Origin of the sequence: Nocardioides daeguensis (genome assembly GCF_019192965.1) — a bacterium.
GTDB classification, from domain to species: domain Bacteria; phylum Actinomycetota; class Actinomycetes; order Propionibacteriales; family Nocardioidaceae; genus Nocardioides; species Nocardioides daeguensis.
Map to the genome: position 1 here is coordinate 95527 of NZ_JAHTKU010000025.1, position 15120 is coordinate 110646.

General features: G+C 73.3%; 19 protein-coding genes. 15 read left to right on the forward strand and 4 right to left on the reverse strand.

Annotated features, from left to right (window positions below):
* The first annotated feature begins 30 nt into the window (after positions 1-30).
* The 15 genes from KU893_RS20415 to KU893_RS20485 all read left to right on the forward strand — a co-directional run bounded on the left by KU893_RS20415 (position 31) and on the right by KU893_RS20485 (position 11761).
* Positions 31-1026, forward strand: coding sequence for a zinc-dependent alcohol dehydrogenase (locus tag KU893_RS20415; RefSeq protein ID WP_218236222.1), 996 nt, complete (start codon positions 31-33; stop codon positions 1024-1026).
* A complete protein-coding gene (locus KU893_RS20420) occupies positions 1026-1439 on the forward strand; it encodes a 6-pyruvoyl trahydropterin synthase family protein (protein WP_218236223.1) in 414 nt (137 codons plus the stop codon). Before KU893_RS20415 ends, KU893_RS20420 begins: the two co-directional genes overlap by 1 nt.
* Entirely contained in the window at positions 1436-2464 is a 1029-nt protein-coding gene (locus KU893_RS20425) for a glycosyltransferase family 4 protein (RefSeq protein WP_218236224.1), read from the forward strand. The genes KU893_RS20420 and KU893_RS20425 overlap by 4 nt, the downstream gene beginning before the upstream one ends.
* A gap of 32 nt (positions 2465-2496) precedes the next feature.
* A complete protein-coding gene (locus KU893_RS20430; RefSeq protein WP_257440819.1) occupies positions 2497-3375 on the forward strand; it encodes a lysylphosphatidylglycerol synthase domain-containing protein in 879 nt (292 codons plus the stop codon).
* A complete protein-coding gene (locus tag KU893_RS20435) occupies positions 3348-4037 on the forward strand; it encodes a RibD family protein (RefSeq protein ID WP_218236225.1) in 690 nt (229 codons plus the stop codon). The genes KU893_RS20430 and KU893_RS20435 overlap by 28 nt, the downstream gene beginning before the upstream one ends.
* A gap of 147 nt (positions 4038-4184) precedes the next feature.
* The gene (locus tag KU893_RS20440) at positions 4185-5006 is read left to right on the forward strand and encodes a zinc metalloprotease (RefSeq protein WP_218236226.1); all 822 of its coding nucleotides are present in this window, start codon (positions 4185-4187) and stop codon (positions 5004-5006) included.
* A 76-nt stretch (positions 5007-5082) separates the two neighbouring features.
* Complete coding sequence (gene ychF / locus KU893_RS20445; RefSeq protein WP_218236227.1) at positions 5083-6156, forward strand: redox-regulated ATPase YchF; 1074 nt, start codon at positions 5083-5085, stop codon at positions 6154-6156.
* A gap of 64 nt (positions 6157-6220) precedes the next feature.
* Entirely contained in the window at positions 6221-6766 is a 546-nt protein-coding gene (locus tag KU893_RS20450) for a hemerythrin domain-containing protein (protein WP_218236228.1), read from the forward strand.
* A gap of 177 nt (positions 6767-6943) precedes the next feature.
* Positions 6944-7138: an SHOCT domain-containing protein gene (locus KU893_RS20455; protein WP_218236229.1), complete on the forward strand. Its 195-nt coding sequence runs from the start codon at positions 6944-6946 to the stop codon at positions 7136-7138.
* A 148-nt stretch (positions 7139-7286) separates the two neighbouring features.
* The gene (locus KU893_RS20460; RefSeq protein WP_218236230.1) at positions 7287-7736 is read left to right on the forward strand and encodes a methyltransferase family protein; all 450 of its coding nucleotides are present in this window, start codon (positions 7287-7289) and stop codon (positions 7734-7736) included.
* Between the two features lie 82 nt (positions 7737-7818).
* Positions 7819-8943 carry an ABC transporter permease gene (locus KU893_RS20465; RefSeq protein ID WP_218236231.1) on the forward strand — a complete coding sequence of 375 codons (1125 nt, stop codon included), beginning with the start codon at positions 7819-7821 and terminating at the stop codon, positions 8941-8943.
* Complete coding sequence (locus KU893_RS20470) at positions 8940-9620, forward strand: ABC transporter ATP-binding protein (RefSeq protein ID WP_218236232.1); 681 nt, start codon at positions 8940-8942, stop codon at positions 9618-9620. The genes KU893_RS20465 and KU893_RS20470 overlap by 4 nt, the downstream gene beginning before the upstream one ends.
* Positions 9621-9644: 24 nt before the next feature.
* Positions 9645-10232, forward strand: coding sequence for a TetR/AcrR family transcriptional regulator (locus KU893_RS20475; RefSeq protein ID WP_218236233.1), 588 nt, complete (start codon positions 9645-9647; stop codon positions 10230-10232).
* 22 nt (positions 10233-10254) lie between these two features.
* Positions 10255-10908, forward strand: coding sequence for a VOC family protein (locus KU893_RS20480; protein WP_218236234.1), 654 nt, complete (start codon positions 10255-10257; stop codon positions 10906-10908).
* Between the two features lie 4 nt (positions 10909-10912).
* The gene (locus KU893_RS20485) at positions 10913-11761 is read left to right on the forward strand and encodes an alpha/beta hydrolase (RefSeq protein ID WP_218236235.1); all 849 of its coding nucleotides are present in this window, start codon (positions 10913-10915) and stop codon (positions 11759-11761) included.
* Positions 11762-11779: 18 nt separating this feature from the next.
* Here KU893_RS20485 and KU893_RS20490 read toward each other — a convergent pair whose 3' ends face one another.
* From KU893_RS20490 to KU893_RS20505, 4 genes are all read right to left on the reverse strand, one after another.
* Positions 11780-11995 carry a hypothetical protein gene (locus KU893_RS20490; protein WP_218236236.1) on the reverse strand — a complete coding sequence of 72 codons (216 nt, stop codon included), beginning with the start codon at positions 11993-11995 and terminating at the stop codon, positions 11780-11782.
* 20 nt (positions 11996-12015) lie between these two features.
* Complete coding sequence (locus KU893_RS20495; protein ID WP_218236237.1) at positions 12016-12543, reverse strand: hypothetical protein; 528 nt, start codon at positions 12541-12543, stop codon at positions 12016-12018.
* A 2-nt stretch (positions 12544-12545) separates the two neighbouring features.
* Positions 12546-14291, reverse strand: coding sequence for an alkaline phosphatase (locus KU893_RS20500; RefSeq protein WP_218236238.1), 1746 nt, complete (start codon positions 14289-14291; stop codon positions 12546-12548).
* 146 nt (positions 14292-14437) lie between these two features.
* On the reverse strand, positions 14438-15061 hold the full coding sequence (locus KU893_RS20505; RefSeq protein ID WP_218236239.1) for a LysE/ArgO family amino acid transporter: 624 nt from the start codon (positions 15059-15061) through the stop codon (positions 14438-14440).
* Positions 15062-15120: the final 59 nt, after the last annotated feature.

A 15120-nucleotide genomic window follows, 5' to 3' on the forward strand; every position in this document is an offset into this window, starting at 1 on the left:
ACGCACGCCAGTTCAACGAGAGGAGCCCGCGTGGTCAAGCAGGCGCGGGCCTACTGGATCACCGAGCCGGGACACGGCGAGATCCGGCCGGTCGCCCTGCCCGAGCCGGGCGCCGGCGAGGTGCTGGTCCGGGCGCTGCGCTCGGGCATCAGCCGCGGCACCGAGTCGCTCGTCCATGCCGGCCGGGTGCCGGTCAGCCAGCACGCCACCATGCGGGCGCCCTTCCAGGAGGGCGACTTCCCCGGCCCGGTGAAGCACGGCTACCTCAGCGTCGGCGTCGTCGAGCGCGGTCCGGACGACCTCGTGGGGCGCACCGTGTTCTGCCTGCACCCCCACCAGACGGCGTACGTCGTCCCGGCCGCCGCGGTCGTCCCCGTGCCCGACGGCGTCCCGGCCGAGCGGGCGGTGCTGGCCGGGACCGTGGAGACGGCCCTGAACGCGCTGTGGGACGCGCCGCCCCTGCTCGGCGACCACGTCACGGTCGTCGGCGCCGGCCTCGTGGGCTGCTGCGTCGCGCGGCTGGCCGCGGGCGTGCCCGGGGCGCGGGTCACCCTCGTCGACACCGATGCCGGCCGGGCCGACGTGGCGGCGGCGCTGGGTGCCGGCTTCGCGGGACCCGGCGACGAGCCCGGTCGCAGCGACCTCGTCGTGCACACCAGCGCGACCGGGTCCGGGCTGCGGCGGGCGCTCGAGCTGGCCCAGCCGGAGGGCACCGTCCTGGACCTGTCCTGGTACGGCGACCGACCGGTCGCCGTACCGCTGGGGGAGGCGTTCCACTCCTCCCGGCTGACCCTGCGCAGCAGCCAGGTGGGATCCGTCGCGCCCGCCCGCCGCGCCACCCGCAGCCACCGCGACCGCCTGGTGCTGGCGCTCGAGCTGCTCCGCGACCCCGCCTTCGACGCGCTGCTCACCGGCTGCTCGCCGTTCGCCGAGCTGCCCGAGGTGATGGCGAGGGTCGCCGCCGGCTCGCTGCCAGGGCTGTGCCACGCGATCGACTACTCCCACGAGACCGACCAGGAGGCCTGATGTTCCGGGTGACCGTCCGCGACCACATCATGATCGCCCACAGCCTGACCGGCGAGGTGTTCGGACCGGCGCAGCGGCTGCACGGCGCGACCTACGTCGTCGACGCGACCTTCGCCGGTCCGGACCTCGACGCCGACGGGATCCTGGTCGACATCGGCCGCGCCACCGACGTCGTGCGCGAGGTGCTGGGCCGCCTGCACTACCGCAACCTCGATGACGAGCGGACGGACGACGGGCTCGGCCTCGCCGGACAGAACAGCTCGACCGAGGTGCTCGCGCGCTGGGTCGCCGACCGGCTGGCCGAGCGTGCCTCGTCCGGCGACCTCGGGCCCGGGGGCTGCACCCTCGCCGGGATCGAGGTCACCCTGCACGAGTCGCACGTCGCCCGGGCCAGCTACGAGCGGACGTTGTGACGCTCCACCTGGTGCTGCCCGACGGCGTCGACGACCTGCGCCGCCCCAGCGGCGGCAACGTCTATGACCGCCGGCTGGCCGCGGCCCTGGAGGCGCGCGGTGTGGAGGTGCGGGAGCACCCGGTCGGCGCCGCCGGCCTCGGGAGCGTGCTCGCCGGCCTGCCCGACGCAGCGCTGGTCCTCGTCGATGGGCTGGTCGCCTCGACGACGGAGGTCCTGGTCGCGGAGAGCCGCCGGCTCCGGGTGGCGGTCCTGCTGCACATGCCGGAGTCGGGGCCGGCCGAGCCGGCGGTGCTGGCCGCGGTCGCCGCCGTCGTGACCACCAGCGCGTGGGCGCGGGGCTGGGTGATCGACCGGCTGCGGATCCCACCCGAGCGGGTGCACGTCGCGCGGCCGGGCGTCGAGCCCGGCCCGGTCGTGACCGGCTCGGCGCGTGGCGCGAACCTGCTCTGCGTGGGGCCGCTGACCCCCGCCAAGGGGTACGACGACCTGCTCGGTGCCCTCGCCGACCTCGCCGACCTCGACTGGCACTGCCGGTGTGCCGGGGCGCTCGACCTGCTGCCGTCGTACACCGATGACTTCCGCGCGCGGGTCCGGGAGCTCGGCCTGGACGGCCGGATCGAGCTCCTCGGCCCGCTCCCGCCGGCCGCGCTGGAGGAGCTCCGCTCGGCGAGCGACCTGGTGGTGGCGCCGTCGCGGCGCGAGTCCTACGGCATGGCGCTCGCCGAGGGCCTGGCCCGTGGGCTGCCCGCGATCGTGACCGACGTGGGCGGTCACGCCGAGGCGCTGGGCGCGGGCGGCGACGGGGTGGTGCCCGGCGCCCTCGTCCCGGCCGGCGCCCCGGCCGCGCTCGCGGAGGTGCTGCGCGGCTGGCTGGGCGACCCCGGCCTGCGGGACCGGTGGCGGGACGCCGCCGCACAGCGCCGGCGCAGCCTCGGGACGTGGGAGGCAACCGCCGCCGAGGTGAGCCGGGTGCTGAACCTGGTCGCGCCGGACGTCGTACGCACGGGCGAGACGAGGAGGTAGCCATCGCCACGACGACCGGCAGGACGAGCACGGTGGGCAGGACCCGGACGGCGCTGGGCCCCCGGGTCCGGCTGGCCGCGGCGGCCGCGATCCTGGTCGTCCTGGCGGTGCGCCTGGGCGCGGAGCCGTTCCTCGACGGTCTCGCCCACACCGACCCCCGCGCGCTCGCGATCGCGCTGGTCGTCACGGCGCTGAGCACGGCCTGCTGCGCGCGGCGGTGGAGCCTGATCGCCACCGGCCTCGGCGTCGGGATCCCGTTCCGCGACGCCTACCGCACCTGCTACCGCGCCCAGCTCCTCAACGCCACCCTGCCCGGCGGGGTGCTCGGCGACGTGCACCGCGGGTTCCGGCACGGACAGGACGCCGGCGCGGTGGGCCGCGGCCTGCTCTCGGTGGTCGGGGACCGGGCGAGCGGGCAGGTGGTCCAGGTGGCGCTCGTCGTCGCCGCCGTACCGCTGCTGCCGCCGGCGCTGCGCGGCTGGGTGCTGACCGTGCTCGCCGCGCTGGTCGTGGTCGTCGTCGTGACCGGGTTCGTGCTCGCTGCGCTCCGGAGCGAGGCGGCCGCGGCGGTCGCCGGAGTGTGGCCGGAGGTGCTGGTGCTGTCCGCGCTGGCGGCGAGCGGCCACGTGCTGGTGTTCCTCGTCGCGGCCCGCACCGCCGGCGTCACCGCGCCCACGCCCCGGCTGCTCGCGCTGGCGTTGCTGGTGCTGCTCGCCTCGGCCGTCCCGGTGAGCATCGCCGGGTGGGGGCCGCGGGAGGGCGCCGCCGCCTGGGCGTTCGGCGCGGCCGGGATCGGCGCCGCCACGGGCGTCGAGGTCGCCGTCGTCTACGGCATCATGTCGCTGGTCGCGACCCTTCCCGGCATCGTGAACGGAGGACCCGCATGGGCGAGCGGCCCTACGTCCTCCTGAGCTGCTGCATCTCCCTCGACGGCTACCTCGACAGCGGCGGCGAGGAGCGGTTGCTGCTCTCCAACGACGCCGACTTCGACCGCGTCGACGAGGTGCGGGCGGGCTGCGACGCGATCCTGGTGGGCGCGGCGACCGTCCGCAACGACGACCCGCGGCTGCAGGTCCGCTCCGCGCAGCGGCGGGCGCGTCGGGTGGCCGAGGGGCGGCCGGCCGGCCCGCTCAAGGTCACCCTGACCTCGCGCGGCGACCTCGCGCCGGACGCCCGCTTCTTCACCGTCGGGGACGGGGAGAAGCTCGTCTACTGCCCCGACGCGACCGTGCCCGTCCTCGAGAGCCGGGTGGGTGCCCGCGCCGAGGTGGTCGCGCTCGGCGACGAGGTGCGGATGGCCGACCTCGTGGCCGACCTGGGCGCGCGCGGCGTGCGCCGGCTGATGGTCGAGGGCGGGGGGAGGGTGCACACGCAGTTCCTGGCCGCCGGGATCGCCGACGAGCTGCAGCTCGTGGTCGCGCCCTTCTTCGTCGGCGACTCCCGGGCGCGCCGGTTCGTCGGCGACGGCGAGTTCCCCTGGCGCGCCGGCCGACGCGCCGAGCTCGTCGAGAGCCGGGCGATCGGCGACGTGGCGCTGCTGCGCTATGCGCTGTCCGACCGGTTCCAGGCCTGATCCGCCGCTCCGCAAGAGCTTGCGTGGCTCACATTCGTGCAGCCCCGGGGCCTGCTCCTTTGTGAGGATCCGAACCCCTTGTCGGCAGGTCCGGGGCCGCGCTTCGATGAGCGCCGATCACCCACCTTCCACCGAAAGGTTCCCTGCATGTTGTCTTCCCGGATCCACAAGATCTCCGCCGGAGCCGCGTGCCTGGTCGCCGCCTTCACGGGCGCGACCGTGTCGTCCGCCGCTGGTGCCGACAGCACCACCGACGTGCCGACGTACCAGGAGTTCCGGGCCGCGACGTACGTCGACGTCGACGGCGCCTACGTCGTCAACGGCGACGAGGCGGTCAGCGGCAACGGCGAGCTGAAGAAGTTCTACGAGCGCCTGGTCGGCCCGGAGAGCACCCCGACCGAGGGCCTCGTCGTCAACACCGTCAACGGGGTCGACGACAGGTGGAGCGCCGCACAGGTCGCCAACCTGACCTACTGCGTCAGCACGAAGTTCGGCACCCGCCACGACGACATCGTCGCCGCGATGAGCGCCGGCGCCGGGCTGTGGGAGGCGGCGTCGTCGAAGATCGACTTCGTCTACGTGCCCGCCCAGGACGGCAAGTGCACGACGCGCAACAACACCGTCCTGTTCTCCGTCGAGCCGGTCGCCACCACCCAGTACATCGCCCGGGCGTTCTTCCCCAGCACCCCGAAGCGGCAGCGCAACGTCCTCGTCGACGACTCGATCTGGACCTCCGGCACCTGGGAGCCCGGCGACATCCTCGGCCACGAGCTGGGCCACACCCTCGGCTTCCGGCACGAGCACACCCGCCCCGAGTCCGGCACCTGCTTCGAGGACAACAACTGGCGCCCGCTGACGCCGTACGACTCCTCCTCGATCATGCACTACCCGCAGTGCAACGGCGGGTCGGCCGACCTGGCGTTCCAGGCGTCCGACGCCGAGGGGGCGCGGGCGCTGTACGGCTCGTGACCTCTCCGCGGTGAACGGCGAGGGGCCCCGGTCGGTGATTCGGGCCCCTCGTCGTACCGCCCTAGACTCAGCGTCCGTGGCACTCACCATCGGCATCGTCGGTCTCCCCAACGCGGGCAAGTCGACCCTCTTCAACGCGCTGACCAAGAACGACGTCCTCGCGGCGAACTACCCGTTCGCCACCATCGAGCCCAACGTGGGCGTGGTGGGCGTGCCCGACCCGCGCCTGGCCCAGCTCGCCGAGATCTTCGGCTCCGAGCGGCAGCTGCCGGCGACCGTCGAGTTCGTCGACATCGCCGGCATCGTCCGCGGCGCGTCCCAGGGGGAGGGACTCGGCAACAAGTTCCTCGCCCACATCCGTGAGTCCGCCGCGATCTGCCAGGTGACCCGCGTCTTCCGCGACGAGGACGTCACCCACGTCGACGGCGAGGTCAACCCCGGCAACGACATCTCCACCATCCAGACCGAGCTGATCCTCGCCGACCTCGAGACGGTCGAGAAGGCCGTGGTCCGGTTGGAGAAGGAGGCGCGCAAGGTCAAGGACCTCGCCGCCAACCTCGAGGCCGCCAAGGAGGCCAAGGAGGCGCTCGAGGCCGGCACGCCGATCATCGCCACCTCCATCGACCGTTCGCTGCTGCGCGAGCTGTCGCTGCTGACGGCCAAGCCGTTCATCTACGTCTTCAACTGCGACGCCGACGAGCTCCAGGACGACTCGCTCAAGGAGAAGATGCGCGCGCTGGTCGCCCCGGCCGAGGCGATCTTCCTCGACGCGAAGTTCGAGTCCGAGCTGATCGAGCTCGACGAGGAGGAGGCCGCCGAGTTCCTCGCCGAGGCCGGCGTGACCGAGCCCGGCCTCGAGGTCCTCGCCCGGGTCGGCTTCGACACCCTCGGCCTGCAGACCTACCTCACCGCCGGGCCCAAGGAGGCCCGCGCCTGGACCATCCCCAAGGGCGCCACCGCCCCCGAGGCCGCCGGTGTCATCCACACCGACTTCCAGAAGGGCTTCATCAAGGCCGAGGTCGTCTCCTTCGCGGACCTGCTCGCCGCCGGGTCGATGAACAAGGCCAAGGAGGCCGGCCGGGTCCGGATGGAGGGCAAGGACTACGTCATGGCCGACGGTGACGTGGTGGAGTTCCGCTTCAACGTGTGAGTCGCCGCATCGGGCGGGTCCGTCCGGGTACCGGGGTCCAACGACCCCGAACCAGGAGGATCCCATGGCAGACAAGAACGTCGTCGAGCTGCTCACCGACCAGCACCGCCACATCGAGAAGCTCTTCGACGAGGTGCACTCGACCACCGACGCCGACGAGCGGACCCGGGCCTTCGACGAGCTCCGGCGGATGCTGTCGGTCCACGAGGCTGCCGAGGAGATCGTGACCCACCCGAGCGCCACCCGGCACGGGTACGGCGACGTGGTGGAGGCGCGGCAGGCCGAGGAGCACGAGGCGAAGAAGCTGCTCTCCTCCCTCGACGGCATGGACACCACCTCGCCCCACTTCGCCGCCGGGCTCGCCCGGCTGCGCGAGGCGGTCCTCGCCCACGCCCGCAACGAGGAGGAGCTGGAGTTCCCGCTCCTCCTCGCCGATGCGGCGCCGGGGGAGCTGGAGAGGATGGCCGCAGCGGTCAAGGCGGTCGAGCGGGTCGCTCCCACCCATCCGCACCCCAGGGCCGGCGAGTCGGCCGTCGTGAACGCCGCCGTCGGTCCGCTGGCGGCACTCGTCGACAAGGTGCGGGACGCGGCCCGCTCCGCCATGGCCTGACCCGCGTCCGGCCCGCCCGGGCGACGGCGGAAAGGGTCCAAAGACCCGCCGGTCCCCGGCGCAGGCCCCTTCCCTGAGGGCGCACGGGGCGCGACGATCAGGAAGGAGGAGCCGAGCCGGAGGGAGGTGACATCCATGTGGTGGCATCACGATGCAGGCTGGGGAGGCTGGCTCGCCATGGCCCTGGGCATGAGCGGCTTCTGGGTGCTGACGGCGCTGCTCGTCGTCGCCGTCCTGCGCTCGCTCGGTCCGGCGCGGCAGCACGGCGCGCAGGACCCACGAGACATCCTCGCCGAGCGGCTCGCCCGCGGCGAGATCGATCCGGAGGAGTACGACGTCCGACTCGCGGCGTTGTCGGGACGCAAGCGCTGACCGGCGGAGCTCGCGATCGGTCCCGTGCTGGGCGGGGCCAGGCTCGGACGGACGCCGTCCGGGAGGTCCGTCCCGGGCGGGAGTGACCTCGAGGACCGGTCCCGAGCGGGCATTGCCGCGCCGGTCGCACGGCTGGCAGGCTCGATGCGTGCCCGTCGTACCGCCTCCCGTGTTCGCGCTGGCCGCAGGGATCGCCCAGCACCTGCTCGCCCCTGACCGTCCGGCCGGTGGGGCCCGCAAGCTCGCGTCCGCGGGGATCGCCGTTGCGGCGCTCGGGTTGGACGCCAGTGCCGTGGCGGCCTTCCGCCGGCACCACACGACCGTGAACCCGCTCGATCCCGCTCGGGCCTCCAGCATGGTGACCGGCGGTGCCTACCGGCTCACCCGGAACCCGATGTACGTCGGCATGGCGGGCCTGCTCACCGCCCACGCCGTGCGTCGCGGCGGCTGGCTCACCCCGCTCCCGGCCGCGGCGTTCGTCGTCCTCGTCGACCGGCTGCAGATCCCCGCAGAGGAGGCCGCGATGGAGGCCAACTTCGGCGAGGCCTATGCGCGTTACCGGGCTCGGGTGTCGCGCTGGCTGCCGGTCCGGGCGTGACGACCGCCGCGCACACCGTCGAGGTTCGCGACGTCATGTTGCTATGATTGCGACGTGATGTCGCCAAAGATTGGGAGTGCCGGTGTTCCTCGCTCTGCGTGAGATCGCGTTCGCGCGCGGTCGCTTCGCGCTCATGGGTTCGGTGGTCGCGCTGATCGCGATCCTGATGGTCCTGCTCAGCGGCCTGTCGGTGGGACTCGTCAACGACGGCGTGTCGGGGCTGCAGCGGATGTCCGCCACCTCCTTCGCCTTCCAGAAGGACGTCAGCAAGGACGCCGCGTTCTCGCGGAGCCTCATCGACCGGGAGGCGGTCGACGTGTGGGCTCGGCAGGACGGCGTCGAGGAGGCGGCCCCCTTCGGCAACGCGCTGGTCAACGGCAAGACCGATCATGACGTCGCCATCGACCTGGCCCTGTTCGGCATCGAGCTCGACTCCTTCCTCGCGCCCCGGGTCGCCGAGGGAGCCGGGCTGAGCGGAGCACCCGACGAGGTGGTGCTCAGCGCCACGGCGGCCGAGGAGGGGGTCAAGGTCGGCGACGTGATCACCGTGGAGCAGACCGGTGCCCAGCTGCGGGTCGTGGGCGTCCTGGCCGACCAGCACACCTTCGGCCACGTGGATGTCGGCTATCTGCCGCTGCGGACCTGGCAGGAGATCCGCGCCGGCGTCCGCGAGGGCGACCAGGTGCCCGACCGCGTCTACCGGGAGATCACCGCCGTCGCCGTCCTCGGCGAGGACGTCGACCTCGCGGCCGGCGACAAGGCGGCGGGGACCACCTCGATGACCACCAAGCAGTCCTACGGCGCCTCGCCCGGCTACACCGCCGAGACCTCGACGCTGCAGCTCATCCAGGTCTTCCTCTACGCCATCTCGGCCCTGGTCGTCGGAGCCTTCTTCACCGTGCTCACCATCCAGCGCCGCCCCGAGATCTCGGTGATGCGGGCGATGGGGGCCAAGACGGCCTACCTCGTCCGCGACAGCATCGTGCAGTCGCTGATCCTGCTCGCCCTGGCCGCTGCCGTGGGCGTCGGGATCGGCCTCGCGCTGGGGGCCGTGATCGGCTCCACGCCGATGCCCTTCGCGCTGGAGGCAGGACCCATCGCGGTGGCCACCGCGTTCCTGGTGGCGCTGGGCCTGGTCGGCGCGACCGTCGCCGTCGTCCGGATCGTCCGCGTCGACCCGCTCACCGCTCTGGGAGGAAACCGATGACCGAGCCCGCCCTCGTCCTCGAGGAGGTCAGCCTCGTCCACGGTGACGGCGACGAGAGCATCACCGCCCTCGACCACGTCGACCTGGCGGTGGCGCCGGGGGAGGTCGTGGCCATCGTCGGCCCGTCGGGCGCCGGCAAGTCCAGCCTGCTCGCCGTCGCCGGCGCTCTGATCGCGCCCACCTCCGGCGCCGTCACCCTCGGCGGTACGGCGCTTGCCGGACTCAACCGCGCGCGGTTGACGGAGTTGCGCCGGACCAGGATCGGCTTCGTCTTCCAGACCAGCAACCTCATCCCGGCCCTCACCGCGATCGACCAGCTCCGGCTGCCGCTGACCTTCGGCAAGGCCGAGGCCCCCCGCGACCCGCAGGAGCTGCTGGAGGCGGTCGGGATGGCGCACAAGGCCAAGCGGCGACCCGATCAGCTCTCCGGCGGCGAGCGGCAGCGGATCGGAATCGCCCGGGCGCTGGTCACCCGGCCGAGCGTGCTGCTGGTCGATGAGCCGACCGCGGCCCTGGACCGTCAGCGCAGCCAGGACGTCGTCGCCCTGCTGGCCCGGGAGACGCGCGCACACGGCGTCGCGACGATCATGGTCACCCACGACCACGACGTGCTGCACCACTGCGATCGGGTGCACGAGATGATCGACGGCAAGCTGGGGGTGCCTGCCCCGCGCTGAGTCGCCGAGAAGGAAGGAGGCGCCGTGCCCCGGATCACCGCGCCCACCGTGGCCGCACACCGCGAGCAGCAGCTCCGAGCCGTGCTCGACAGTGCGCGGGCCATCCTCGGTGAGACCCGCCAGGCGCCCACCCTGGCTGCGACCGCTCAGCGCGCGGGGCTGGCCCGGTCCAGCATCTACCGCTACTTCGCCTCGCGCGAGGAGCTGCTGGCCGCCGTGGTGGCCGACGTCTTCCCGGAGTGGGCCGGACAGGTCCGCGCGAGGGTGGAGGCGGCGACCACGCCGGGCGAGAAGGTGTGGGCCTACGTCTGCGCCAACATCGACCTGTTCTCCTCCTCCGAGCAGGACGTGGCCAGCGCGCTGAGCGAGGTGGCGGACCCGCACCTGCTCAAGGAGCCGATGGAGGCCTTCCACGCCGAGCTGCAACGACCCCTGGTCGCGGCCCTGGTCGCCCACGGCGAGCCGCATGCCCAGCTCATGGCCGAGACCATCGAGTCGGCTCTCGTGCACGTGGCCCGTCGCCTCGGGGAGCCGGTCGAGGACCCGCTCCGCAAGGACCAGGCGCTCGCCCTGCTCCGACGGTTGCTGGGCGGCTACCTGCAGCGCGGCTGAGCCCGGGCTAGGGTTCGCACCCGTGAGCGTCACCCTCGCCGAGCTCGTCGTCGCCGATCCGCCGGCCTCCTGGCGGGAGGCCGGGTTCAGCGTGGACGACGACGGGAGCTGCTGGGTCGGGGCGGTACGGATCCGCCTCGTCGGGACCGAGCACGGCACCGGGATCGTCGGGTGGGCCCTGGGCGGTGTGCCGGCGGGCACGAGCGATGTCGACGGCATCCCCACCATCCCGGCCGCCCCGGCGACCGTCGAGCCGAGCCGGCCCTCGGAGCATCCCAACGGCGTGACCCACCTCGACCACGTCGTCCTCCTCTCGCCCGACCTCGCCCGGACCACGGCGGCGTTGCGGTCCCTCGGGCTCGACGTACGCCGGGAGCGGGACGGGACGCTCGGCGGGGCGGCGATGCGACAGGTGTTCTTCCGCCTCGGTGAGGTGATCCTCGAGGTCGTCGGCTCGCCGGACGCGCAGGGCGAGGGGCCGTCGAGCCTGTGGGGCCTCACTCACACGGTGCCGGACATCGACGCGGCGGCGAGGCTGCTGGGGGAGCGGACGTCCCCGGTGAAGGACGCGGTCCAGCCGGGCCGTCGGATCACGACGCTGCGGCACCGCGACCTCGAGATGTCGGTGCGCACGGCGCTGATCTCGCCCCACGTGCGCCGCACCGAGCGACAATGACCCGATGAGTCCACGCATCGGGGCAGTGACGACCATCCTCGCGGCGGCGCTGCCGCTCGCCGGCTGCGGCGGGGACGACGAGCCGGCAGGCGGGCCGGACAGCGGTCCGCCGACGAGCACGACAGCCACCGCGACGGCGACGGCGACGTCGGCACCCTGGCAGCCTCTCGCCGGAGCGCTCGGTCGCTGCGGTCCGCAGCCGCCGGACGTGGCCGACGCCGGGTTCGTCCCGACGGTGCTGAAGGACCCGGAGGTCGGCCGGATCAGCGCGGCCACCGCGGGGACCGGGCCGACGGTCGCGGTCCTGCTGCACCAGACCGACGGCAACGGGCTGTGCGGCTGGTTGCCGTACGCCGCCGACCTGGTCGCGGAGCCCGGGGTGCAGGTGCTCGCGGTCGACCTGTGCCGGTACGGCGAGTCGGAGTGCCGTGGCGACCGGTCGGGCCCGCGGCAGGTGGACGCGGTGGGAGTGGCCGTGCGCGAGGCCCGGTCCCAGCTCGGGGCGACGCGTGTGGTCGTGGTGGGTGCCTCGATGGGTGGCAGCGTCGCGCTGATGACCGCGGCCTCGGTGCCCGGTGTCGACGCCGCGGTCGACCTGTCCGGGCCGGTGGACTGGGACGGGCTGGCGGAGGTCGTCGACGGCGGTCGGGCGCTGCGGGTCCCGGTCCTCGTCGCGATGGCCGACGCCGAGGGCGTGGAGAAGGTCGACGGGTCGCGGGCCATCGTCGAGAACGCGCCGCAGGGCAGCCGGTTCGAGCCGGCGGAGTCCGGCCACGGCTACGACCTGCTCCTCGACGAGGACGCGGGCCCGCTCCCGCTCGCCGCGTCCGTGGCGGCGTGGATCCGCGGCTGACGAAGGGCGGCCGACGGGTCAGTCGCGGCGCTGCAGCACGACCCAGCCGAGCGCCACGCCGAAGCCGGAGAGGATCGGCCCGACGATCGAGAACGTCTCGGACTTCTCGTCCCCGATGACGCCCCACGACAGGAGCGTCCAGTAGCCGCCGACGAGCAGCAGGAGCAGCGCCGGGGGCAGGCCGAGGAGCAGCTTCTGCCAGCGCGGGCGGGCGCCGTACCTGTCCTGGTCCACGCCGGCAGGCTACCGGCCGGCTACTCGTTGACGAGGACCGGGACGCCGACCGCGGCCGAGACGGCCTGGCCGCGCAGCTTCTTCGGCACGGCGATCGTGAACGCCTCGTGCTGCGAGGGCGGGCCGTCGTCGTGGTGGGTGTCCTCGTCGAGGTGGTGGGTGAACCGGCCGCGGCCGACCAGCGTGCCCGAGGCGTCGTAGAACCCCGCGAGCACCTGCAGCTCGAGCAGGTCCGAGACGTCACTGGTGACGTCGAGGGAACCGACGACGCGCTGGCCGTCGAAGCTCAGCGGGCCGAGGCTGACCCGGTCGTCGAACGGGCCGGGGATGCGGCCCACGGAGCCGGCGGACGCGGGCGCGGCGGTGGCGATGCCCGGCAGGTCCGGCTCACCGGTCGGGGCCGGGAGGTCCGGGAAGGAGGTGACCATCACCGGGCTCGGGGTGGTCGACGGGGTCGAGGAGGCGGCGGGGCCGCCGTTCCCGGCGCCGCCGCAGCCCGCGAGGGCGAGCGCGGCGGCGACCGAGACAGCAGTGATGCGGAACTTCATGGTCAGCGCACGTGGACCTTCACGGTCGGCGACGTCGACGGGTTGTACGACGCGCTGCCGGCGTACTCCGCCGCCAGCTTGTGCTTGCCCTTCTTGAGCTTGAGCTTCACCTTGACGGTGGTGCCGGAGACGGTGACCGTCTTGACGACCTTGCCCTTGTCGAGGACCTTCACCGAGCCGGTGGCGGCGGCCGGGGTGACGGCGACCTTGACGGCCACCTTCTTGCCCGCCTTGACGCTCTTCGGCGCCGTGAGGCCGGTGCTCGACGCCGCCTTGGCCGGGGTGGCCGAGCCGTCGAGGTTCAGCGCGCTGCGCACGATGTTGAACAGGTCGGTGTTGTCGATCTCGTTGCTGATCGCGGACGAGCCGGGACCGTAGGCGAAGACCGGGACGTCGGCGCCGGTGTGGTTGCCCGACAGGTAGGAGAGCCACAGGCTCGCGGCCGCGTCGCCGTCGTGCACGGAGGCCGGGTCGTCCTTGGTGCGGAAGGTCGCCGGGGCGAAGGCCTCACGACCGGCGGCCTTGGCCTGGTTGGCGGTGCGCAGCGGGGTCGAGTTGTTGGCCGGGTTGCCCGAGTCCTTGTTGACCGGGGGGACGTCGGCCTCGGCGTTGGTGAAGCTGCCCTTCTCGATGATGTTGAAGCCGGCGCACTCGTGGTCGGCGGTGACGACCACGAGGGTGTTGCCGTCGGCCTTGGCGAAGTCGAGCGCGACCTTGACCGCGTCGTCGAACGCCTTGATCTCCTCGAGGGTCTGCGCGGCGTCGTTGGCGTGCGAGCGCTTGTCGATGAGCGCACCCTCGACCTGCAGGTAGAAGCCCCTGCCGCCGGTGGCGGCGCTCTTGGACTTGAGCAGGCTGATCGCCTTGGAGGTCATCTCGGCGACCGTCGGCTCCAGCGCCTGGGGCGAGCCGGGGTTGTCCTGCTTGGACTTCTCGACGGTCAGGTTGCCCTTGTTGAACAGCCCGAAGACCTTCTGGCCGCTCGCGGCGTTGAGGTCGGCCTCGGTCGCGACGGTCTGGGTCGCCGGCGAGCCCAGGACGCTGTAGCCGTTGGCCTCGAGCGCGCTCTGGTCGGCGGCGTCGAAGCGCGCGAGTCCGCCGCCGAGGATGACGTCGGCGGTCTGGTTGCGGGCGATCTGGTCGGCGATCGGGGTGACCCGGACGTCGCTGGTCGGCAGGTCGGCGCCGGTGATGGCGTTGTCCTGGCAGCTGGCGGCCGAGTACGTCGGGCCCTGGCAGCCGCGCGCGAGCGCGTGCGACATCTGGCCGGCGGGGGTCGCGTCGGTGATCTCGGCGGTCGACACGTTGCCGGTCGCCAGGCCGGCGGCGTGCGCCTGCTCCATGACGGTCGGCGCGAGGTTGCCCTTGCCGTCGATGCCGAGCGCGGCGTTGTAGGTCTTGACGCCGGAGGACCACGCGGTGGCGGCCGAGGCGGAGTCGGTGACCAGGTTCGGGTGGAAGTCGGCGGCACCGGGCTGGCCGGAGTTCTTCTCGACGGCGTAGGTCGACACCTGGCCGACCACCGGCATCGTCTCCATGTTCAGCTTGCCGTCGGCGCCGTAGAAGCGCTCGCGGCCCGCCGTCACGTGCGTGCGGCCCATGCCGTCGCCCAGCAGGTAGATGACGTTCTTCGCCTTGCCCGCGGCGGGTTCGGCGGCGGTGGCCTGGTTGGCCAGGCCCGCGCCGGCACCGGCGGTGCCGGCCAGCAGCACCGCGGCCAGGGCGGTCGTCTTGATGCGAGATCGCATGCTCGGGTTGTCCCTTTCCTCCGCGCCGCCGGTCGGCGCGACCGCCCGGAGGTTAGAAAGCCCACGACAACCGGTCGCGAGCAGCGGTTGGCCGCAAGGTGTGCGCCACGTGAACGGCGCACATCCTCGTCCCGGGAGGTTCGAGATCACCCCAGGGCGAGCTTGGCGGCGACCAGGACCATGGTCCCCGCGATGCACAGCTCCAGTACCTGCCAGGACCGAGGCCGGGACAGCAGCGGTGCGAGCAGTCGCGCACCGAAACCCAGGCCGCAGAACCAGAGCAGGCTCGCGAGCGTCGCGCCGACGCCGAACCACCAGCGGCCCGCTGGCTCGCCGCCGTCGTGGGCGGTCGCGATCGACCCGATGAGCAGCAGCGTGTCGAGGTACACGTGCGGGTTGAGCCAGGTCAGCAGGACCACCCGGGTCACGACGCTGCGCCGGGTCTCGGCCCCGGCGCTCGCCGTGCCGTTGACGGCGGCCAGCGACTCGGGCCGGGCGGCGCGGCGCAGCGAGCCGGCGGCGTACCAGAGCAGGAAGGCGACGCCGAGCCACCGCACGACCGTGAGGGCCCAACCGGTCTCGTCCACCAGGGCGCCGACACCGGCGATGCCCGCCGCGATGAGGATCGCGTCGGACGCCGCGCAGATGAGCACCACGACGCCGACGTGGGAGCGGAGCAGGCCCTGCCGCAGGACGTAGGCGTTCTGAGCGCCGATCGCGACGATGAGGGAGGCCGTGGTCAGCAGGCCGGCGAGGGCAGGGGCGAGCACGTCGTCGACGGTAGGGCGCGACGGCAGTGAAGAACAGCGAATGTTCCTTAAGGAACATG